Raw genomic sequence first — 20,079 nt, forward strand, 5'->3', positions numbered from 1 at the left:
TTGTCACGTGATTCCCCTCCTAATTAGGCGTATACATCCTCTAATAGTGTGTCAATTGATGGTTCTTTACTATTTTTCGCAAATTCAACAGATGCCTCGATCTCTTGCTTCGCTTCTTCTTGTAAACGAGCAGCCTGCTCTTCTGTCAGAACATCTAGCTCCATTAAGAGTGACTTAAAGCGTTTAATTCCGTCTTTTTGTCTCCATTCTGTCTCTTCTTCACGTGTACGGTATTTTTTCGCATCACTCTTTGAGTGACCCTTCCAGCGATACGTTTTCATTTCAATAAGTGATGGCCCTTCTCCAGCTCTTGCACGGCTGACCGCTTCATCTACTGTGTTCATAATCTCAACCATGTCATTTCCATCAATCGATTTTCCTGGGATTCCATAGCTTTCTGCTCTTGTTGAAATGTCTTCAATGTTGATCATTTCTTTCACAGGACCAGACATGCCGTATTGGTTGTTTTCACAAATAAACACAACAGGTAAATCCCAAATGGAAGCAAGATTCAGCGCTTCATGGAAGCTGCCTTCATTTGTGGCGCCGTCTCCGAAGAAACAAAGGACCACAAAGCCTTCCTTTTTCATCTTGGACGTGAGCGCCGCACCTGTTGCAAGCGGAATACCGCCGCCAACAATTCCATTTGCCCCAAGGTTTCCTTTTTCTAAGTCGGCAATATGCATGGAGCCGCCTTTTCCTTTGCAGTAACCCGTTTCACGTCCGAACAGTTCAGCCATCATTTTATTGACCTCTGCACCTTTTGCAATACAGTGACCATGTCCGCGGTGTGTACTGACAATCTTATCTTCATCCTTTAACACAGCAATAGATCCAACAGCCGATGCTTCCTGTCCAACACATAAATGGGTCGTTCCATGGATTAATCCTTTAGCAAAGAATTGATCGACCTTTTCATCAAAATATCTTACTAACCACATTTGTTTATATAAATCTGCTAATTTCTCATGACTAATCTGTTCAGGCAAAGTGATTTGTTTTTGCATTTCTTCTCTCCCCTTTACATTTGTTCTTATGTGTTACATTTGTAATTATCATACGTTTAACTCTCATTGAAGTCAAGCATTTCCGTTTATTTTTTAAGCGTTTTCATCTTTTTTCAGAAAAAAAGAGAAAGGCAAAGCCCTTTTCCAAAGACCTTCTCTTTCTCTCCATCTCGTACATTCTCATTCATCTGGATACATCATGATTTTGACGCTTTCACCTTCTGGATGCCTAGCGCATTCTATCGCCTGACGAAGCTGACTTAATGGATATCGATGCGTCACCATTTTTTCTGTATGAACGACTTTCGCTTTTAAAAGCTCTAGCGCTTCACGATAATGATATGGATGCGAGGAATAAGCTCCAACTACTTTCACTTCATCATGGAAAAAACGTTCTGCTGGAATGGAGACATCCCCTTTCGGAAAGTGAGCAAAGACCAAAATCGTTCCGCCTCTTGCGACAGCTTGAAATGCTTCTTTTAAAAGCGCACTACTCCCCACAGAAATAATGACAAGGTCCGCTCCCTTTCCATCTGTTTCTTTCATGACGCGGTTTTCTACTGGCTCAGATGCTGGATGAAAAGCGACGTCCGCCCCAAGATTTCTTGCTTGAAGGAGCCTGTTCTCATTTACGTCTGTAATCATCACTTTTCCAGCCAAATAATATTTGGCAAGCTGTAATTGAATGCAGCCAATTTGCCCCGCTCCAAGAATCAAGACCGAATCTCCAGGATGAACGGGCGCCCTTTCAAAGCCGTGAAGACAGCAGGCAACCGGTTCGACCATCGCTCCTTGTTCATATGAGACGTCATGTGGGAGCTTGCCCATTGTATGCTTAACATGTAAAGCAGGAACACGAATATATTCCGAAAAACCGCCCGGCTCTACATTTGTGGCTGCAAATTGCGGGCACATTGTATAAAATCCTCTTTGACAAAAGTCACATGTAAAACAAGGGACATGATGCGCTACATACACCCTGTCTCCCGTTTGAACATGTGTGACGTGACGGCCTGTTTCGATAATGTCACCAGCGATTTCATGCCCTAGCACTGTGCCAGGAGGTACCGTCTCATGTGTCGCTTTATAAATATCCGTCCCGCATAACCCGCAGGCACGCATTTTTAATAATACTTCGTCGTCACCAATGGCTGGCCGCTTCCGCTCCTCGTAACGAATGTCCTCTGAAGAATAAAAGACAGCTGATTTCATTTAGCCGCATCCTCCTTTTCATCACATGTCGCAAGACTCTGCAAGGATTGAACGAGCTGCTTGTACTCACTCATCTCACTTGAAATCCAGTAGCGTCCGCCAAATATTCGCGCAGGTCCCACTCTGACATATACTTTCCCGATATGAGGATATGGTTTTAAAAACAATTTTCCTTTAATATCGGACACCGCATATGTGTGCCACCTGCCAAAAGCACCTATTTTCAGCTCATCTTCACTAATCATGATATTCGTTGGCTGATTCAGGCCAGTGATGCTAGAAAGCATAAGGATAGGCAGCGTATAGACACCTAACACAGCTAATGGCTCAGGTCCTGCCGACATCAACGTATAAAGAGACCAGAGAAAAAACACACATATTAACAAGGCCGGAAGGAAAATAGAAAACATGGCAGACGTTCGGCTATAAGCATGCTGCTGCATGAGAACTCCCCCTTTCAAATGACATGGAAGGAGCTTTCGCAGCTCCTCCACGCAATCATCGTTCACTTAATATGATCGATAATTTTTTCAATATCATCTTCAATGCCAAATCCCGTTAAAAAAGATAACGTTTGAATCACAGGCGTTCCTTTTGTATCACTAACAGGCGTTGTCGTCACAATTAAATCAGCACCCTCTGCTTTCTGCGGAACCTCAGATGCCTTACACTGTTCAACGATGACATCGTATCCTTTTTCCTTTAATGTCTCTTCTACCTTTTTTGCCACAACCGTTGACGTAGCAACTGCCGTTCCGCAAGATACTAATATTTTTTTTGCCATGAGAATCCCTCCAGCTCGTTTATTGATCTTTCTGATCTAAGCCCATTTCTTTTGCATACTGCTTTTTAATATCATTTCGCACCCAGTACCAAAGAAGCGCATATGCCAGTGCACAGATAATCGCTGCAATGAAGTAAGGATTGCTCGGATCAAGAAGTCTCACCATGATCCAAGGAATGACGTGTGAACCAAGATCGATACCAGAGATCATATTTGCCCCTTCTGGGAAGTCGAAACCAACTGCTTTCCCCATTGTTGTGGCGAGTGGTGCAAGGTTCGTTGCAATGAAGAAAACAATCATTAAGGTAAAAATACTGTTAATGAGGCCGCGAATAATATTCCCACGAGCGGCTGCTACTGCCCATACTACTGTAAATGGCAGAACCGATAAGTCTGCAAACGGCAGCATACCATTGTAAGGAAGAACGACAGCGAGCAAAATGGTGATTGGCACCATCAAAAGGGCTACAGCCATATTCGCTGGATGACCAATGACAATCGCTGTATCCAAACCAATATAGACATTTTTTCCAGGGAAACGCTTTTGAATATAAGAACGAGCACCCTCAGAGATTGGAATAAGTCCTTCCATTAATAAAGCAACCATTCTTGGCATTAACACAAGCACTGCAGCCATTTGAATTCCAAGGGTCATGACACCTTTTGCATCATAGCCCCCAAGAAGACCAATAATGATACCAAGTATAAGACCCATTACAAGCGGTTCACCAAAGATGCCAAAACGTTTTTTCAAAGTTTCTGGATCCGCATGAATTTTGTTTAGACCAGGGATTTTATCAATCACGCGGTTTGACGCATACATGAGCGGAGCGAAGTTGACCGTTTCAGCATGAGCCATCGATACGCCTTTTAATCCGAAATGGTGTTCAATCGTCGGTGCCGTCCAATCGGCGAGTTTTAGTGTAATCGCAGAAACGATTAAACCAACGGCAAGAGCTAAGAACATATTATGATAAGCGTAGTAAGTAACAGAAGCAGCGAAAATCAAATGCCAGAAATTCCAAATATCCACATTCAATGTTTTCGTAAAGTTAACAGACAGCAAAATGACATTTAACAAGAGCACAAGAGGAATCATCAAAGGGGCAACAGGTGTACCAAAAGAAATGGCGGCTCCAATCGGCCAACCGACATCTAAAATATCAAGCTTTAATCCAAGGGAATTGACCATGGCTTTGGCTGCTGGTCCAAGACCGCTTACAAGTAAATTAATGACAAGATTGACCCCGACAAATCCAATTCCGATGGTAATACCTGCACGGAAGGATTTTTTAAATCCTTGCCTTAAAATCATACCGAATAACGTCATAATAATTGGGAGCATAATTGTTGGCCCTAAGTCTAAGATGAAATCGACGGCTTGCTTGATCATACATCCACCTCCTGATTTTAAATAAAGCGCTTACATTATGTCTTGAATAACTATTGGTTTAATTCTTTTTGAAGTACATCAACGGCTTCTTCATACGATGTCATGTGAGATAAACTTGTCATTACTTCTTCTTTTCTGAAAAGCGTCATCAGTTTCTCTAACATCACGAGCTGCTTACTAGGTTCAGAGATTGCCAGAACGAACACAATTTTGGCTTGAACTGTCTCATGAGGGCTTCCCATCTTATGAAAAATAACAGGTTCCTTTAATGTCGCTACACTGATCGCCGGTTTGTTTACATGTTCAGGATCTGTATGGGGAATGGCTACCCCAAAGGTCGCAAGAGGAAGACCGGTCGGATATGTTTTTTCTCTTTCAAGCACTGCTGGTAAAAAGCTCGATTTAATATACCCTCCAGTTTCTAACCTTTCTGCTAAATAGGCAGTCACCTCCTCACTTGAAGATGCTTCGTATTGCAGCTCAATCAGCTGTTGATCTAACTCAAACAAGCTGTTCAAACAACCACCCCTTTCATTTGGTATAAATATGAACACATGTAACAAATAGAATGAACATTTTAAAATAGAACCTTTTGTAAAGCGCTTACAAACAGATGTGTTATAAAATGTTCAATACTGTTACCTTTGTAAAGATATTATAATATTCGAAATTATAAGTCAATGTTCCTAGGAAAATATTTATAAAAAAAGATGCAGCTTTTTGCCGCATCTCTTTCATTACATCACATCAATTTCTTGTTAAATATGGCTTCCTATATCTAAAAACTCAGATACAAAAAGGTTGTCTGTCTGCTCTGTCATTTCTTTTTTTGTGCCGATTTTTTCGATTCTGCCCTCATTCATCACCACAACACGATCAGCGATATCAAACGCTTCTTCTTGATCATGCGTCACAAAGATGGTCGTCATTTGAAATTCTTGATGAACTTTTTTCAGCCAATGTCTTAAGTCTTTTCTCACCTTTGAATCTAGTGCACCAAAAGGTTCATCTAAGAGAAGAGCTTTCGGTTTAACGGCTAGAGCACGTGCAAGTGCTACACGCTGCTTTTGTCCACCTGACAGCTGCTCTGGATAACGATGTTCATACTGCGTTAATTGAACGACTTTCAGCAGCTCATGCACTCGCTCTTTGATGTCTTTTTTAGACAGCCTTTCTCCTCTAGGTTTCATCTTCAATCCATAAGCCACATTATCAAATACCGTCATATTTCGAAAAAGCGCATATTGCTGAAAGACAAAACCAATTTGCCGTTTTCGCACTGGGATGTGAGTATAATCCTGTTCTCCAAATAAGATCTGCCCTGTATTCGCATCATCAAGCCCTGCAATAATTCTTAATAAAGTCGTCTTACCTGATCCAGATGGTCCTAGTAAGGATATTAATTCCCCATTTCCGATCGTCAAATCCACGTTTTGCAAAACCTTCGTCTGCCCAAATTGCTTTGATATTTGTTTCACTGTAATCCCCAAGGCTGATCCCTCCATTTATTTTGAACGCTTGCCAAGCCTACGATCTCTCTGCTGAATGATCTGCTTGATGATTAATGTGATGACCGCAACAAACGCCATGAGAGAGGCCACGGCAAAAGCCGCTTGGAATTGATACTCGTTGTATAGAATTTCTATATGAAGCGGCATCGTATTCGTCATTCCGCGGATATGACCGGATACAACCGACACTGCACCAAATTCACCAATTGCCCTAGCCCCTGCTAAAATGGCGCCGTAAAAAAGGGCCCATTTTATATTTGGAAGTGTCACAAGGAAAAAGGTCTTCCACCCACTGGCACCAAGCGTAAGCGATGCTTCTTCCTCATGAATGCCTTCATTTTGCATAAACGGAATTAACTCTCTCGCAACAAAAGGAAATGTCACAAAGATGGTCGCAAGAATCATCCCCGGTACAGAGTAAATCACTTTCCATCCATTTGCTAAAAGCCACGGTCCTAAAAGTCCATTTGAACCAAATAAAAGTACAAATACAAGTCCTGCAATGACAGGTGACACCGCAAACGGAAGATCAATGACAGTCGTTAACAAACGTTTTCCCGGGAAATGAAATTTTGTGATGAGCCAAGCAGCACTGACCCCAAAAATCATTTGAAGCGGCAATGTGATCATCACAATGAAAACAGTCAATTTAATTGCAGCAAGCGTGTCTGGATGTGAGATGGCAAGAAGATAAGAACTCCATCCTTTCTCAAAAGCCTTTGAAAACACAGCAATCAACGGCATGAGTAAAAACAAAATCAAAAAAGCATACACCACACCAATCAACATACTCTTCACCGCTTTTGATTCCGTCACAGGACTCCTGTACTTGATGCGGTGCTCTTTAATAAGCTCCCTTTCCAATCATCTCACCTCACTTCCACTTGTTTTTTCCGCTCGACAAACCACTGCAATCCGTGAATCAATAACAAAATGACAAATGATAAGAGCAGCATGAAACAGGCAATGGCTGCGGCACCTTGATAATCATACTGTTCAAGCTTAGACATGATCATCAGTGGTGTAATCTCTGTTTTAAACGGAATATTTCCCGCTATAAACACAACGGAGCCATATTCACCGAGTGCTCTTGCAAATGCAAGAGAAAATCCAGTCAGCACCGCTGGAAACAAGGCAGGCAGCAGTACATGAAAAAAGGTCTGTTTTCTTGTAGCACCAAGTATAGCTGCGGCCTCTTCCACTTCCTGCTCAAGCCCCTCAATGACCGGTTGAACCGTTCTTACGACAAATGGAACGCCAATAAAAATCAGTGCCAAAATAATACCGAGCGGGGTGTATGCCACCTTCACATGCAAAAATTGCCCAATCCACCCATTCGGAGAATAAAGAGTCGTCAAAGCGATGCCAGCCACTGCCGTTGGAAGAGCAAACGGCAAATCGATGAGGGCATCCAGGATGTTCTTTCCTGGAAACGAGTACCGCGTGAGAACCCATGCGATCAGTACACCGAAACCTGCATTGATGAGTGCAGCTGCAAAAGAAGTCGTAACCGTAAGCTGCAGCGACTTTAGCACCCGCGCATCACTAAAGACATTCCAAATTCCTTCTGCTCCTAATGAAGCCGTCCAAATAAATACCATAGATAAAGGAATCACGACAATCGCACTGACATAAACAAGTGTCACTCCGAGACTCAGCCCGAATCCAGGCAATACACGTTTTCTTTTATTGGCGGCAGCATAGCCTTTCTTCATCACGTCGCCCCCTATTTTTGTCCGCTATATATTTGATCAAATAATCCGCCATCATCAAAAAATCTTTTCTGCGCCTTTCGCCATCCGCCAAATGCCTGATCAATGGTCACCATATCAATCTCTTTAAATTGATCTTTATATTTGTTTAGCACTTCTTGATTTCTTGGTCGATAATAGTTTTTCGCCGCAATTTCCTGTCCTTTTTTAGAATACAAATAATCTAAATAAGCCTTTGCCACTTTCTCTGTTCCTTTTCGTTTCACATTTTGGTCGACAACGGCAACGGGCGGCTCTGCTAGAATACTAATGGAGGGACTGACAATCTCAAATTTGTCTTTGCCTAATTCATGCAGTGTCAAATAGGCTTCATTTTCCCAAGCAATTAACACGTCACCAAGACCGCGCTCGACAAAAGTTGTTGTGGCGCCACGAGCACCTGAATCGAGCACCTCGACATGCTCATATAACTTTTTCACAAAATCCTTCGTTTTTTCTTCATCCCCATGAAAGGTTTTATCGGCATATGCCCATGCGGCTAAATAATTCCATCTTGCACCGCCTGACGTTTTTGGATTTGGTGTGATGATAGATACACCTGGCTGAATCAAGTCATCCCAGTCTTTAATTTTTTTGGGGTTTCCTTTCTTCACAAGAAACACAATAGTAGACGTATAAGGTGTGGACTGATTCGGAAATTCTTTTTGCCAATCCTTTGAAAGTAGCCCTCGATCTGCAATGGCATCAATGTCGTACCCAAGAGCAAGTGTAGCCACGTCTGCTTCGAGTCCATCAATAATCGATCTCCCCTGCTTACCTGACCCTCCATGAGACTGCTGTATTGTCACATCTTCACCGGTTTTGTCTTTCCAATAAGTCTGAAAGGCTTGATTGTATTCCTGATACAATTCACGAGTAGGATCGTATGACACATTCAACAGCTCAACCTTTCCCTTTTGATTTGAGGCTTCATTCGCATTTGAGCATGCAGCACTTGTGATGATGAAAAGTGTCATCGCAATAGAAATCCATATCCATTTTTTCATGTTATCCGCTCCCTTTCACATTGAATAGTGACACCAACCTTGCCGTTTTCAGTTCAATACGCAAAAAAGGCTCTCAGCGATTGAAGTACAAAAAAGTTCTGTACGTCAATGCCAAGAGCCTTCGGTTGTCCGATCAGCTATGTATGATTGATGTTAGTCTATATATTATTCAAACTATTCACAGGTGTCAACTATGTTTTTATTTTAATGAAAACTAAAAAGAAACGCCTTCTTGATGAGGCGCTTCTTTTCCCGGGAAATGCTATTGATCTGCAGCTACCTTTAGATTGACACCTACAGCAGTTCCATTTCTCGTTGAATCAGCTACTCCAGTGAATGTCCCTGCTTTTCGATCAATCAGTAAAGCTTGCACATTCCCTATATCAATAGGGGAACTGCCAAACTGGTGACCCATATCATTTAACTTTGTTCTTACATCTAGAGGGACACCTACTTCATAACGATACGAAGTTAAGCTGTTTGTGTAGATTCTTGGCTCTTCTACCGCATCCTGTAGCTCCATGTCATATTCAAGTAAATTGAGAATCGTCTGTGAAACAGAAGCAATGATCGTCGTTCCACCAGGAGATCCAACAGTCATGACAGGCTCTCCATCTTTAAAAATGATCGTCGGGGTCATACTTGATAATGGGCGTTTATTGGGCTGGACTTCATTTGCCCCACCAGGTCTTGCATCAAAATCAGTCAGTTCATTATTTAAGAAAAATCCATACTCTGGAACAAGAATCCCTGTACCAAATAATTGTTCAATGGTAGTGGTGAATGACACAACATTTCCCCACTGATCTGCAACAGTAAAATGGGTCGTCTCACCAATGGTTTTATCTTCTGGCTGAGGAACAATTGGGGATGGATTTTTTTCATCCTCATATGCCCAAGGATCTCCTTCTTTCGGGCTGCGATTCATTTGATCTAATTGAATGAGAGAGGCTCTTTCTGAAATGTAATCATCGTCTAGTAGTCCTTTTAGTGGAACATCTACGAATTCGGGGTCGCCGGCATATGCGGCTCTGTCAGCATAGGAGAGGTGCATTGTTTCAGCAAGCAGCTGATATTTTTCGAATGATTTGGGGTCATACTGAGACAGGTTAAAATGGTCAAGTATTTTGAGAATTTGTAGCATAAACACCCCGCCTGAGCTTGGTGGAGGCATGCTTGCAAGCTGATATCCTTTATAGTCTCCCCAGATTGGCTTGTCAGTCTTGACTTCATAACGTTTGATATCTTTTGAAGTCATCGTCCCGCCAAAATCTTGAACTGTATTTGCAAGTGCCTTTGCTACTTTTCCTTCATAAAACGCTTTGCTTCCTTTTTTCGCAATGAGTTTAAATGTTTTTGCAAGACCTGGCTGGACAAGCAGATCTCCTTCTTCGAGCGGCTGATCATTTGGAAGAAAAATTGGCGCTGCGGCCGTTTTTTTCAATTTTCCTTGGTGATCATCAATCGCATTTGCCAAGACAGAATCAATTTCAAAACCATCTTCTGCAAGTTGAATGGAGGGCTCAATCAATTCCTTCATAGAACGAGTACCCCACTTATCTAATGCAGCTTCAAGACCTTTTACAGTCCCTGGAACACCTACCGCATTTCCATGTGTAGATCGCTCAGCAAACGGAATCACTTTCCCATCATCTGTTAAAAACATGTCAGGTGTTGCGCCCTGTGGTGCTCGCTCTCTGCTATTGATGATGGAAGTTTCCTTTGTCTTCCCATCATAAACCATCATAAATCCGCCACCGCCAATTCCAGACATCATTGGCTCTGTTACGTTAAGTGCGTACTGAATGGCAACAGCAGCATCCACTGCGTTCCCACCTTTTTTCAATACGTCAGCACCAATCTCCGATGCAAGCGGATGTGCAGTAGCCACCATACCATCTTTGCCAACAGCTACTTTATTCCCATGAGTTTCGTTTGCAGTGACTTGGCTGACCGGCAGGAAAAACGAGAAAACAAACAGACATATGGACAAAACAGTTAGAGAAATGCGTTTCATGAACAACACCCCTTCCATATTCTTACTTTGACCTTACCGACTTCTTGACCAGAATACAATAGATTATTCTAAAATTTCAAAATTTTTCATTCTATCATCCTATATCTGCCAAACAAAACACATGTTTTCAAAACATATGACATGCACATCTCGTAGTAATAAAGACATATGTTTTCCAAGTTTGAAACTTCACGATATAATAAACTCATAACAAAGGGGGAAAAAGAATGAACCACAAAAGCACTTTATTTTGGGAATCTTATTGGGAAGAAAAATCAGAAAAGACTCCTGATCACGCCTCTGTTTCTGCTTGGGCATTTGGCGCAAATCCAGATCACTTGCTTGACCTTGTACAACAAGGAAAAAAAACAGCCACTTGTTCTGGATACCTTTTTTACGAAAAAGAACAAGAGCCTCTTCCAAAACCCGGTCAATATGCGGTCATTTTGGACAGTCAGGAGGAACCAAAAGCCATCATAGAGATCACGCAAGTAGATATCATGCCAATGAATGAGGTTCCTGAATCATTTGCAAAAGCAGAAGGTGAAGGCGATCTTTCATATGACTATTGGTACAAAGAACATGAAGAATTTTTCACAGAAGCCCTTGAGCCGTACGGATTAACATTTAAGGAAGATATGCTTCTTGTTTGTGAGCGATTTAAGCTTGTTTATTCAGCTTCTTAACTTTTAAGCGGTACCAAAAATGGTCCGCTTTTTTGCTTTCTTTTCCCCTTTCTGAAAAAGGTGAGTTGAGATCACATCTTTAGGTCAGAATAAGATCAAATAGAAAAAGTGAAGAAATTTTCGACTACACCTGTTTTTTTTCGACAAAAGAATATATAATTATTTGATGTGTGCATTGTCTCATTTATACAATGGAGGGTTTTTACATGTTAAAAAGGAAAAAAGACAAGTTTTCCGTCTTGTTAACGGAAATTGCTAAAAATTTAGATGAAACTGCTGAGTATTTTGTTAGCTATAAAGTAACAAATCAAACCACTCTGAAAGAATTTTCTGACACATTGAAGGAATATGAGACAAAAGGTGATAATCATGTTCATACCATGATTAAAGAGCTGAACAAAGCCTTTATTACACCGATTGAACGTGAAGACATTCTTCAATTGACGAATAGCCTCGACGATGTTTTAGACGGCATTGAGCATTTTTCAGCAACTTTAGAAATTTATTCAATTACAAGCTCTGACGAACATATCGACAAATTCAGCCACTACATCAGAGAATGTGCGAAAGAAATTTTAACGACTATTGAATTACTGGCTGATAATCGCTTGAAAGATATTCATCCGCACGCAATCAAAATTAAAGAGATTGAGCATAATTGTGACAATCTTCACCGCAAATCACTAAAGAACTTGTTTGGAAAAGAAACAGACCCAATTAAGGTCATTCAATACAAAGAAATTTACGAAACACTTGAAGAAATCGCAGATTCCTGTCAAAGTGTTGCCAACAATCTAGAAACAATCATTATGAAGAATGCGTAACGGGGTTAGTTAAACATGGATACATTACTCATCCTTACCATACTTATTGTCATTTGTGCACTTGCTTTTGATTTCATTAACGGATTCCACGATACAGCAAATGCCATTGCTACTTCAGTTTCAACAAAGGCGTTAAAGCCAAGACATGCTATTATTATGGCAGCGTTTATGAACTTCTTAGGAGCAATGACATTTACAGGTGTGGCAAAGTCCATTACAAAAGACATCGCAGATCCTTTTACACTTCAAAACGGATCTGTCGTCATTTTGGCTGCTTTAATTGCAGCCATTACTTGGAACTTGCTTACTTGGTATTACGGGATTCCGAGTAGTTCTTCACACGCACTGATCGGGTCAATTGCAGGAGCTGTTATTGCCTCCGCTGGTTTTGGCGCTTTAAACTATTCGGGATTCATTAAAATCATTCAAGCACTATTGCTTTCACCTATCCTGGCTTTTGTTTTGGGATATATCGTGTATACCATTATCAAAATTTTATTCCGAAACAACAATCTCGCAAAAACAAATAAACAATTCCGACGTGTTCAAATTTTAACGGCTGCACTGCAATCGTATACCCACGGAACAAACGATGCGCAAAAAGCGATGGGAATTATTACGATGGCTTTAATTGCAGGTAATTTGCATACAACAGACGACATTCCTTTCTGGGTACAATTCTCTTGTGCGCTTGCAATGGGACTAGGTACGTCTATTGGCGGCTGGAAGATTATTAAAACAGTCGGCGGTAAAATCATGAAGATTCGTCCAGTAAACGGAGTATCTGCAGACTTAACGGGTGCAGCTATTATCTTCGGTGCAACATTTATTCACTTACCTGTTAGTACCACTCACGTGATCTCATCTTCTATTCTAGGTGTAGGTTCTGCACATAGAGTAAAAGGAGTTAACTGGGGTACGGCAAAACGTATGCTTGTCACTTGGGTGATCACATTACCGATTTCGGGAACTCTAGGGGCACTTATATACTTTGTGTTAAATGCGATTCTCTAATATCAAAGACCTGTCTAACAGGTCTTTTTTTATTTGTTTGCATCCTCAAATGCTCTTTTTCTGCAAGCCATTTTTTCATGAAGCAGGGTTTCCAATCATATCCATAGAAATAAATAAGTATCCATCTGTCTATGGGAGAGAAGAACATGCTATTATTTTTTCAATTGACTGTTTGGTTATTGCTAGGTGCTCTTGCTGTATATGTATTTGCGGTATGGCGCTTTGAACAAAAAGTAAAAGAAAAGATGTTTGCGATTCGTAAAACGTGGTATTGGATTTATGTAGCGGGTGCTGTTGTGTACTGGACAAATGACCCTGCTTCAATCTTCACCGATTGGATGCACTACCTGATTATTGCTGTTTTTTTCGCATTAACTGATGCCTTTATTTTCCTCAGCTCCTATATAAAAAAACTCGGAAATCATGAACTTGAAACCGACACCCATCAACTCCTAGAACAAAATAACGATCTGCTTCATTCTTACCTCAATAAACTAAAAACGTACCAATACCTATTGAAAAACGAACCGATCCATGTATATTATGGAAGTATAGAAGCATATATAGAGGGAATTGAACGACTGATCTATTCTTTTGCAGAAAAAATGAATATTCAAGCAGTTCTTTGTCCTTATGATACGCAGGAGCAAAAAGATGACCTGCTGCGGACACTTGATCAGAGAGCGCTCATTCAAGCAAAGCTTGACAGGCAGGAAGTGTATTACGATGATTTCGGCAAATTGGTTCTCATCCCGTTTTCAGTAGCGGATGCACACTTTGTGATTAAGCTGACCTCTGAGGATATTGTCACTGAATTCGACTATTTATTAATGACTTCACTTACAACGATTTATGACCTAATCTTGCCTGACGAAGAGGAAGGTGATGAAGATGGAACACGCACTTCAAGGGGATAATAACAATCGCAAGAAAAACCCATTTAAGATTTTAAAGAAAAAACGCCATATTAGTATGGCTGATTACAAAGTAAGTCCCCATACGGAGCGTATTTTCAAAAAGAATGAACAGCTCCTAGATGAGTATAAAAATAAAAAAGCTTGATTACACTAAAGGACGCGGAACTTCATCCGCGTCCTACTTCCGTTTTCACATCTACTTGCATACAATAAAACCAACTGCTGCAACGATTGAGGTGCCAATATGAAAAAGAAACTTAAACAATTGAGGTATGTTCAGTTTGCTGAATTTAAGCCATCCCCTTATGTCTGCCGATTACACGAAAAAAGTGTAGCAGTCATTCAAGCGGCCAAAAAGAAAGACTCACTGATTTAATAGTTGAAGCAACTTCACTTTTGTTTTAGGACCGTATACTCCATCACTTGTTAGACCATTCATCAGTTGAAATCGCGCGACGGCATTGGCTGTTTTTTCCCCATAAACGCCATCAATGCCCTTATCTACAGCTGTTTTGTCAGGATAAAAATACACAGCAGCAAGCGCTTTTTGGACGAGACGTACATGCTCCCCTTTTGTCAGAGGTGATGTCACCTTTAACACCCCATCCGGCAGTTCATAACTGAGCTTTTCTTCTGCATGATAAATCTTGAGAACTTGTCCAACTCGAATCATGTTCGGGTCACTAATCTGATTCCATGTCTGTAAATCACTCACTGTGACACCATGGGCTTTGGCAATACTCGTTAGCGTATCCCCGCTTTTCACCACATATGTGATAACCGTTTCCGGATCACCTGCAGTCTCAATTCCTCTTTTAAATTCATCCCATGTAGCTAGTAGCAGACGTGGACATGTTTTTCCTGACCAATGCTGATGCGTCACCACATTTGCTAATGGAATGCCATGTTCTTTTAAAAGCTTTTGAATAAGCCACTGGGCATGTTTGACAGCTTGTTGAAAGTTTCCATCCTCATTTTCACAAATTTCAATGCCAATCGATTTTCGGTTGCCATCTCCATGTCCATCCCCAGCATGCCATCCATTTTCATTTAAAGGGAGATGCTGAAAAATTTCCTTGTCATCCACTGTAAAGTGCCAGCTTACCTCTGTTGTTGAGCGTTTGACATATGCCGCGTGACTTTTTGCGTCAGCTCCCTTAGATGTATTGGCTGTGTTATGCACAGTTACATAAAGCGGCGTCATAGCATATCCTGGCCGATTTCCGTTTCCAACTGGAATAAAATCTTGATAAATTTGTACCATGTTTTGCACTCCTTTTTGTTAAATTGATGTTTGATCTTGCTCATCAATCGGTGGCAAACGTAAGACAAATTTGTTTGTTTTCGTCATAAGACTATGGTAAAATTTGAATTCAATCGCCGTTTTATCTTTGTAAAAAATAAAAAATTAGAATAAAAAACAGGAAAAACTTCCAATTTTCTTTGATTTTATGTTAAAATTGTTAAAAACAAGCCGATATAAGAAGTAAGCGATAGCTTTATTAGCCATTTAGTCCTATATGGACTTTTCTTTTACGGCAAAAATAGAACATACGTTTGTATGGAGGTTTTGACATGACTTATTTTTTAACCCATTTAGAAGAAGATATTAAACGGTTATACACTCAACTGCAAATAAGCGGTCCTGCCTATGTAGACATGCATAGGATCGCCGCTGAATTTCATGTATGGGTACACTACGAGGATACTGGCAGCATGATGATCAAACATCAAGGTCTTTACAGTATTATTTTAAACAGAGCCTTATCGTCAGAAGAACAGTGGCAGGATTTCGCCCACGAGCTTTGTCATGTGCTGAAGCATACAGGCAACCACTTTAACATGCACAAGCTCTTTCGAGAACTGCAAGAGTTTCAAGCAAAACAATTCATGTATCACTTTTGTGTTCCGACTTTTATGCTGCTGCAAATGACGCTCCCAAACCTTAGGCAGCAAGCCATTTTGCATATTGCTCAAACATTTCATGTCACTCGGGCTTTTGCTGAAAAACGGCTTGCTCTATTTGAACAGCGAAGAGCCGGCATTCAATTTCAAAAAGAATTCACTTCTTATTTAATGAGAGCAGGCAAGGTCGCAGAAAATGAAGCTGCGTATCAAACAAAAGCGTCTGCACACGTGACGTCAGAAGTTTATTCATAAAGGCTTAACACTTGTTTCAGTACATTTGTGTATTGATAAAATTGTTCGGTTTGTGTATCACGCCTACGGCTCCGCCTAAAGTCTTGAAAGAAAGCTCTTCTCTGAGCTTGGCTAATTTCAATTTGAACACTTTTTCCTGTGAGGCATTGATTATTAATATTTTGAGGATGTGTTCCAGCAAATTGATCCGATTCAGATAAAAGTAAGGCATGGAAGCCATTTTGTGTGAGACACTTCACTGTTTCAGCAGCTTTTTCCCTGTCGGTACCGCCAACTAAAGTTTGTAGGACGTCTGTTTCTCCATAGCCGTGGAGTGCAAACGTATAATGATGTGTATGCACTTGAGAAAGACAAATCGGCTCATCAAAACGTGTGCTCGTAATATGAAGAACATGATTGCCTTTCACTTTAAGGCCCTCGAATAAATACATAGAATAATCGGTTGCTACTTCATGGACCAGCTCGCTCACGCCAGATTCAATTCCTCCCGCATGAGGTGACAGGACGAGAAGCTGATCCCCTTTCCGCTGATGAAGAATCTGATAGTCGATCCCTTTTCTTTCATGAGCGGAAAGCTCTTCATAATTTTGATACGTATCTATGATTTGATTCATTCCATCTGCCCCATTTCTCTATATGAGCATAAGTCTACTGATCGCAAATTCTTTTGTAAAGTGTTTTCGAATAACCAGTGTGATCTGAATGCATCCTTAAATTTTCCTTATCTTTACGGGCTAACTGTTGAATGTTGAGAAAAAATGACCGATAATTGAAATGAATAGAACTTTTGGACTATATGAATCTTTTTGTAATCTCTCTCATATATTAGAATATTGCGATCTACACCTGGAGGAATTCATGTTTAAAAAGAAAACCACCATCATCCTTGCCATCTTATGTCTTAGCTTCGCCGGAATTATTTACTGGAAATGCTTCTCTCTTCAAGGCGTGTCTCACGGAACATTCATCCGCTCGATATCATCACCTGATGGAACCTATACCATTAACACATATCGACATAGCGGAGGAAAACTAAAAGAGAATGCGGTCAGAGCAGAAATTGAAAACAAACTCACCCATCACAAAAAAACAATCTACTGGAAGTACCCTGATAAAGATCCTCTGATCAAATGGGAAAATGCACAGCTCGTTCAAATTGGACATGAGTTTTTAAATGTGGTCAAAGGTGAAACATACGATTATCGCTTTGATCAGAAAAATAGAAAATAACGAGCCAGCAAAAAAACGAACCCTTTTTGGATTCGTTTTTTACGTTGACATCACCTTTTGCATAAATTCTTTCATTTCTTTGCTAACCGTCGTCAACCTGTCTACAATTTCACTAAACTCCGTCACTAATAAAGCCTGTTCTGAAGATGACCCTTTCATATGGCCCATACTCTCAAGTAACGTATGTATATTAGAGGAAATCCCTTGCAATGAGCTTTCTATGTTTTCTGTTGCACGTGAGGTTTCGCTTGAGAGTTTTTGAACCTCGCTCGCTACCACACTAAAACCCGCCCCCTCTTTCCCTGCCCTGGCCGCTTCAATTGAAGCATTCAATCCTAGCAAACTCGTTTGTTTAGAGATACCTTTGATCATTTTTGTAATATCTGAAGTTTTTTTCGAGCTTTCAAGTGTTTGCTGTGTTTGGAATGTCATTTCCTCACTTGTCGCAGAGAGCTCTTCTGAATGAGCCGCCACCACATGCACTTTTTCTTGAATACTTTGAATGATGTCGTTCAATGACTCCATATACGCCTCAAGCTCTATTTGATTTTTAAGCGGAAAACCTAAAGCGATTGCACCAATGACTTGTTGATTTTCATCGAAAATCGGCAATCCCATTGCATTTAAAGGCGTCCCATACACCGATTCAGGTACAAATGTACTTGATGTTTCGCCTCTAAGCGCATTTTTCATATTCTGATCATCTGGTTTAATGGGATCTCCTGTCCGTATTTGAAAATCCACATCTTTTGATGGCAAATACAGCAAGAATTTTTCTCGATCAATGACCCCCATCGTCACTTCATCTTTTAAAATCTTCATCATATAAGGTGCTGCTGTTACAATACTCTGTAGTATATCCATCTTCTCTACCCCCTTAATGTATTTATCGGTCATTCCTCTTAAATTTGATTATTGTTTTTTAAAAATAATGATCAAGATTGAAGTTTTTTTCATATTTACGAGTAAAAAGTATGCCAATTCCTTTCTATATTCAAAAAAACGAGAATTTGCTATACTTAGAAAATCAACATATGATGAAATGGTCATGTAACCATTTTATATATTCACTGGAGGCGCATGTTGTGACACAACCCATGAAGTATGAGCGGGCGATCGTCATCGGAGGCGGAATAACGGGAATGCTCGCTGCAAAGGTTTTATCAAGTTTTTACCTTGAAGTATTGATCATTGAAAAGGACGAATTGCCAGACGCTCCTGAAAATCGTCTTGGCACGCCTCAAGCTTTTCATCCACATAGAATGCTGCCACTAGGCAAACAAATAGTGGAACGTCTATTTCCTGGTTATACAAAAGAATTACTAGAATTGGGCGGGTACAACACACGGCATCAGACATCTCGATTTATGACAAAAGATGGCGAGTTAGTACTCACTGATACTGAAGAAACAGCTGTCACACGACGTGCCATGCTAGAGTGGGTGCTGATGCAAAGAATGTTACGTGAGGATCGTGTTCAATTTTTAGAAAAACATGAAGCGATCGCTCTTCTTTTTGAAGAAGAAACGACTAAAGTGAGTGGATTACAGGTCAAAGATCGGAGAATAAAGCCTGGAATCATCAACAAAATAAGTGCGGACTTAGTCATTGATACGTCTGGAAGAATGTCTAAATTGCCAAAATGGCTGAAAAGCGCAGGACGAACCTTGCCGCAGACAGATGAGCTAATCGTGTCTCTTGGCTATAGCACAAGATACTACCAAATACCATCTGAGGCACCGAACCTAGAACCAATGGTCATCGTTGGACAGCCAAATAAAAAAATTCCAACAGGACTGTTTGAACGTGTAGATCATGATTTAGCAGCGGTTCTTCTCTCAGCAGCTGGCGGCTCTCATTATCCAACAACGGACGCTGATCAGTTTGATGTAGAGACCGCTAGGCTGACCAATCCCTCGATAGCAGAAGCCATCACTCATTTAATTCCCTATACGAAACCAAAAGGATTTAGAGTTCCGGCTTGTGTCAGAAACCACTATGAACAAATGGAAGATTGGCCAAGCGGCTTATTGGTCATGGGTGATGCCTTATGCACATTAGATCCAATACATGGTCAGGGAATGACAAAGGCAGCTCTTGAGGCACAGACACTTGAGCGTATGCTCAAACAAGCACAAGAAGATGGGCTTATTTCTTTTGAACGGCATACCTTACAACAAATGCAGCATGCCAATGAGCTTGGCTGGTGGCTTTGTGCAATTGCGGATATGGCATGGGAAGGCGTCGAGTTAAAAGGAACCCCCATTTCCCATCTGACATTTGTACAAGAATTTTTCAATTATTATGTACAATATGCCGTTCAAACAAAACAACCTAAATACCTTGAGGCGTATCATCGTATGCATTCATTCTTAATAGAACCGAGAAAAATCATCAACCTAGAGCAGCTGCAAGACATGATTCAAGCTGACTTCACTGGTGAGGTCGGCCACTGGTGGCATAGGTGGGATCAAAAGAATGATGAATTAAATCGAGCTTTCTTCTATGAAGCTGTTCCAGATTTTCAATTACATCTGTTGCTAAAATCAACATAAAAAAAGCCCCT

Annotated in this window: 23 protein-coding genes; 9 read left to right on the top strand and 14 right to left on the bottom strand. The window is 40.7% G+C overall.

The features are described 5' to 3' along the window. Window positions 1-23: 23 nt before the first annotated feature. The 11 genes from pdhA to ggt form a co-directional block, all read right to left on the bottom strand. A complete protein-coding gene (gene pdhA / locus MHH23_RS14970; protein WP_048001645.1) occupies window positions 24-1,007 on the bottom strand; it encodes a pyruvate dehydrogenase (acetyl-transferring) E1 component subunit alpha in 984 nt (327 codons plus the stop codon). 180 nt (window positions 1,008-1,187) lie between these two features. Next, window positions 1,188-2,219, bottom strand: a complete 1,032-nt coding sequence (locus MHH23_RS14975) for an alcohol dehydrogenase catalytic domain-containing protein (protein ID WP_017367078.1) — start codon at window positions 2,217-2,219, stop codon at window positions 1,188-1,190. Further along, window positions 2,216-2,662 carry a hypothetical protein gene (locus MHH23_RS14980; RefSeq protein WP_008346260.1) on the bottom strand — a complete coding sequence of 149 codons (447 nt, stop codon included), beginning with the start codon at window positions 2,660-2,662 and terminating at the stop codon, window positions 2,216-2,218. The genes MHH23_RS14975 and MHH23_RS14980 overlap by 4 nt, the downstream gene beginning before the upstream one ends. 62 nt (window positions 2,663-2,724) lie before the next feature. Continuing rightward, entirely contained in the window at window positions 2,725-3,003 is a 279-nt protein-coding gene (locus tag MHH23_RS14985; RefSeq protein WP_017367077.1) for a PTS sugar transporter subunit IIB, read from the bottom strand. 19 nt (window positions 3,004-3,022) lie between these two features. After that, window positions 3,023-4,396 carry a PTS galactitol transporter subunit IIC gene (locus tag MHH23_RS14990; RefSeq protein WP_035700436.1) on the bottom strand — a complete coding sequence of 458 codons (1,374 nt, stop codon included), beginning with the start codon at window positions 4,394-4,396 and terminating at the stop codon, window positions 3,023-3,025. A gap of 50 nt (window positions 4,397-4,446) precedes the next feature. Beyond that, window positions 4,447-4,914, bottom strand: a complete 468-nt coding sequence (locus tag MHH23_RS14995; protein WP_008346265.1) for a PTS sugar transporter subunit IIA — start codon at window positions 4,912-4,914, stop codon at window positions 4,447-4,449. A gap of 240 nt (window positions 4,915-5,154) precedes the next feature. Next, window positions 5,155-5,886, bottom strand: coding sequence for a sulfate/molybdate ABC transporter ATP-binding protein (locus MHH23_RS15000; protein ID WP_217967307.1), 732 nt, complete (start codon window positions 5,884-5,886; stop codon window positions 5,155-5,157). Between the two features lie 15 nt (window positions 5,887-5,901). After that, entirely contained in the window at window positions 5,902-6,771 is an 870-nt protein-coding gene (gene cysW / locus MHH23_RS15005) for a sulfate ABC transporter permease subunit CysW (protein WP_138278430.1), read from the bottom strand. Window positions 6,772-6,776: 5 nt separating this feature from the next. Further along, window positions 6,777-7,622, bottom strand: coding sequence for a sulfate ABC transporter permease subunit CysT (gene cysT, locus MHH23_RS15010; RefSeq protein WP_144666491.1), 846 nt, complete (start codon window positions 7,620-7,622; stop codon window positions 6,777-6,779). Between the two features lie 11 nt (window positions 7,623-7,633). After that, the gene (locus MHH23_RS15015; RefSeq protein WP_045034931.1) at window positions 7,634-8,665 is read right to left on the bottom strand and encodes a sulfate ABC transporter substrate-binding protein; all 1,032 of its coding nucleotides are present in this window, start codon (window positions 8,663-8,665) and stop codon (window positions 7,634-7,636) included. Between the two features lie 262 nt (window positions 8,666-8,927). Further along, window positions 8,928-10,682, bottom strand: a complete 1,755-nt coding sequence (ggt, locus tag MHH23_RS15020) for a gamma-glutamyltransferase (RefSeq protein ID WP_035700423.1) — start codon at window positions 10,680-10,682, stop codon at window positions 8,928-8,930. A gap of 227 nt (window positions 10,683-10,909) precedes the next feature. Here ggt and MHH23_RS15025 point away from each other — a divergent pair, with 227 nt between their 5' ends. From MHH23_RS15025 to MHH23_RS15050, 6 genes are all read left to right on the top strand, one after another. Next, window positions 10,910-11,368 carry an ASCH domain-containing protein gene (locus MHH23_RS15025; RefSeq protein ID WP_024719593.1) on the top strand — a complete coding sequence of 153 codons (459 nt, stop codon included), beginning with the start codon at window positions 10,910-10,912 and terminating at the stop codon, window positions 11,366-11,368. A 206-nt stretch (window positions 11,369-11,574) separates the two neighbouring features. Further along, complete coding sequence (locus MHH23_RS15030; protein ID WP_017359157.1) at window positions 11,575-12,192, top strand: DUF47 domain-containing protein; 618 nt, start codon at window positions 11,575-11,577, stop codon at window positions 12,190-12,192. Between the two features lie 15 nt (window positions 12,193-12,207). Further along, the gene (locus MHH23_RS15035; RefSeq protein ID WP_024719592.1) at window positions 12,208-13,206 is read left to right on the top strand and encodes an inorganic phosphate transporter; all 999 of its coding nucleotides are present in this window, start codon (window positions 12,208-12,210) and stop codon (window positions 13,204-13,206) included. A 146-nt stretch (window positions 13,207-13,352) separates the two neighbouring features. After that, window positions 13,353-14,123 carry a type II toxin-antitoxin system SpoIISA family toxin gene (locus MHH23_RS15040; protein ID WP_019743468.1) on the top strand — a complete coding sequence of 257 codons (771 nt, stop codon included), beginning with the start codon at window positions 13,353-13,355 and terminating at the stop codon, window positions 14,121-14,123. Further along, window positions 14,092-14,268, top strand: a complete 177-nt coding sequence (locus tag MHH23_RS15045; RefSeq protein WP_008346289.1) for a type II toxin-antitoxin system SpoIISB family antitoxin — start codon at window positions 14,092-14,094, stop codon at window positions 14,266-14,268. Before MHH23_RS15040 ends, MHH23_RS15045 begins: the two co-directional genes overlap by 32 nt. Window positions 14,269-14,367: 99 nt before the next feature. Next, window positions 14,368-14,499 (top strand): hypothetical protein, encoded by a 132-nt coding sequence (locus tag MHH23_RS15050; protein WP_256734188.1) that lies wholly within the window; start codon window positions 14,368-14,370, stop codon window positions 14,497-14,499. Here MHH23_RS15050 and MHH23_RS15055 read toward each other — a convergent pair. Next, the gene (locus MHH23_RS15055; RefSeq protein WP_017359601.1) at window positions 14,488-15,387 is read right to left on the bottom strand and encodes an N-acetylmuramoyl-L-alanine amidase; all 900 of its coding nucleotides are present in this window, start codon (window positions 15,385-15,387) and stop codon (window positions 14,488-14,490) included. The two genes, MHH23_RS15050 and MHH23_RS15055, sit on opposite strands and share 12 nt — an antisense overlap. A 311-nt stretch (window positions 15,388-15,698) precedes the next feature. On the opposite strand from MHH23_RS15055, the gene MHH23_RS15060 reads away from it, so the two are divergent. Then, a complete protein-coding gene (locus MHH23_RS15060; RefSeq protein WP_008346294.1) occupies window positions 15,699-16,283 on the top strand; it encodes an ImmA/IrrE family metallo-endopeptidase in 585 nt (194 codons plus the stop codon). Here the strand turns inward: MHH23_RS15060 and MHH23_RS15065 are convergent. Next, a complete protein-coding gene (locus tag MHH23_RS15065; RefSeq protein WP_047945590.1) occupies window positions 16,274-16,897 on the bottom strand; it encodes a poly-gamma-glutamate hydrolase family protein in 624 nt (207 codons plus the stop codon). The genes MHH23_RS15060 and MHH23_RS15065 overlap by 10 nt on opposite strands. Window positions 16,898-17,141: 244 nt before the next feature. On the opposite strand from MHH23_RS15065, the gene MHH23_RS15070 reads away from it, so the two are divergent. After that, window positions 17,142-17,513, top strand: a complete 372-nt coding sequence (locus MHH23_RS15070; RefSeq protein ID WP_017359605.1) for a DUF5412 domain-containing protein — start codon at window positions 17,142-17,144, stop codon at window positions 17,511-17,513. Window positions 17,514-17,552: 39 nt separating this feature from the next. Here MHH23_RS15070 and MHH23_RS15075 read toward each other — a convergent pair whose 3' ends face one another. After that, a complete protein-coding gene (locus MHH23_RS15075; RefSeq protein ID WP_019743472.1) occupies window positions 17,553-18,377 on the bottom strand; it encodes a methyl-accepting chemotaxis protein in 825 nt (274 codons plus the stop codon). A 221-nt stretch (window positions 18,378-18,598) separates the two neighbouring features. On the opposite strand from MHH23_RS15075, the gene MHH23_RS15080 reads away from it, so the two are divergent. Then, window positions 18,599-20,068 (top strand): NAD(P)/FAD-dependent oxidoreductase, encoded by a 1,470-nt coding sequence (locus tag MHH23_RS15080; protein WP_159159572.1) that lies wholly within the window; start codon window positions 18,599-18,601, stop codon window positions 20,066-20,068. Window positions 20,069-20,079 lie beyond the last annotated feature (11 nt).

The organism is Bacillus sp. FSL K6-3458 (assembly GCF_038005045.1).
GTDB classification, from domain to species: domain Bacteria; phylum Bacillota; class Bacilli; order Bacillales; family Bacillaceae; genus Bacillus; species Bacillus altitudinis.

Bases quoted from the DNA above. Each gene is read 5' to 3' on its own strand.
- pdhA (WP_048001645.1), bottom strand. From the start codon at position 1,007: ATGCAAAAACAAATCACTTTGCCTGAACAGATTAGTCATGAGAAATTA.
- MHH23_RS14975 (WP_017367078.1), bottom strand. From the start codon at position 2,219: ATGAAATCAGCTGTCTTTTATTCTTCAGAGGACATTCGTTACGAGGAG.
- MHH23_RS14980 (WP_008346260.1), bottom strand. From the start codon at position 2,662: ATGCAGCAGCATGCTTATAGCCGAACGTCTGCCATGTTTTCTATTTTC.
- MHH23_RS14985 (WP_017367077.1), bottom strand. From the start codon at position 3,003: ATGGCAAAAAAAATATTAGTATCTTGCGGAACGGCAGTTGCTACGTCA.
- MHH23_RS14990 (WP_035700436.1), bottom strand. From the start codon at position 4,396: ATGATCAAGCAAGCCGTCGATTTCATCTTAGACTTAGGGCCAACAATT.
- cysT (WP_144666491.1), bottom strand. From the start codon at position 7,622: ATGAAGAAAGGCTATGCTGCCGCCAATAAAAGAAAACGTGTATTGCCT.
- MHH23_RS15015 (WP_045034931.1), bottom strand. From the start codon at position 8,665: ATGAAAAAATGGATATGGATTTCTATTGCGATGACACTTTTCATCATC.
- ggt (WP_035700423.1), bottom strand. From the start codon at position 10,682: ATGAAACGCATTTCTCTAACTGTTTTGTCCATATGTCTGTTTGTTTTC.
- MHH23_RS15025 (WP_024719593.1), top strand. From the start codon at position 10,910: ATGAACCACAAAAGCACTTTATTTTGGGAATCTTATTGGGAAGAAAAA.
- MHH23_RS15030 (WP_017359157.1), top strand. From the start codon at position 11,575: ATGTTAAAAAGGAAAAAAGACAAGTTTTCCGTCTTGTTAACGGAAATT.
- MHH23_RS15035 (WP_024719592.1), top strand. From the start codon at position 12,208: ATGGATACATTACTCATCCTTACCATACTTATTGTCATTTGTGCACTT.
- MHH23_RS15040 (WP_019743468.1), top strand. From the start codon at position 13,353: ATGCTATTATTTTTTCAATTGACTGTTTGGTTATTGCTAGGTGCTCTT.
- MHH23_RS15045 (WP_008346289.1), top strand. From the start codon at position 14,092: ATGAAGATGGAACACGCACTTCAAGGGGATAATAACAATCGCAAGAAA.
- MHH23_RS15050 (WP_256734188.1), top strand. From the start codon at position 14,368: ATGAAAAAGAAACTTAAACAATTGAGGTATGTTCAGTTTGCTGAATTT.
- MHH23_RS15055 (WP_017359601.1), bottom strand. From the start codon at position 15,387: ATGGTACAAATTTATCAAGATTTTATTCCAGTTGGAAACGGAAATCGG.
- MHH23_RS15060 (WP_008346294.1), top strand. From the start codon at position 15,699: ATGACTTATTTTTTAACCCATTTAGAAGAAGATATTAAACGGTTATAC.
- MHH23_RS15065 (WP_047945590.1), bottom strand. From the start codon at position 16,897: ATGAATCAAATCATAGATACGTATCAAAATTATGAAGAGCTTTCCGCT.
- MHH23_RS15070 (WP_017359605.1), top strand. From the start codon at position 17,142: ATGTTTAAAAAGAAAACCACCATCATCCTTGCCATCTTATGTCTTAGC.
- MHH23_RS15075 (WP_019743472.1), bottom strand. From the start codon at position 18,377: ATGGATATACTACAGAGTATTGTAACAGCAGCACCTTATATGATGAAG.